Genomic DNA, 422 nt, shown 5'->3' with positions numbered 1-422 from the left:
CTGACCGAGTCCCTTGCTTCGCTGGATCCGGAGGTGGCGCAGCGGATCGATGCTGAGCTGGCCCGCCAGCAGCGCGGCCTGGAAATGATCGCCTCGGAAAACCACACGGCCCAGGCCGTGATGCAGGCGCAGGGTTCGGTGCTGACCAACAAGTACGCCGAGGGCTACCCGGGCCGCCGCTACTACGGCGGCTGCGAAGAGGTCGACGTCATCGAGACCCTGGCCATCGAGCGCGTCAAGGAACTGTTCGGCGCGAAGTTCGCCAACGTCCAGCCGCACTCCGGGGCCCAGGCCAACGCGTCGGTTTACCACGCGCTGGTGCGTCCGGGCGATACCGTGCTGGGCTTGAACCTGGCCCACGGCGGGCATTTGACCCACGGCATGAAGATCAACTTCTCCGGCCGCCTGTTCAACATCGTCCC

1 pseudogene is annotated in these 422 nt (G+C 66.4%); it reads left to right on the top strand.

The features are described 5' to 3' along the window. Positions 1-422 (top strand): annotated as a pseudogene (locus RF641_RS17510) (serine hydroxymethyltransferase); the annotation flags it as partial.

It is taken from the genome of Arthrobacter sp. 'calajunan' (assembly GCF_046940185.1).
GTDB lineage: Bacteria > Actinomycetota > Actinomycetes > Actinomycetales > Micrococcaceae > Glutamicibacter > Glutamicibacter soli.
The sequence above is the reverse complement of the archived record's forward strand: the minus strand, read 5'-3'. Positions and strand labels throughout refer to the sequence as shown.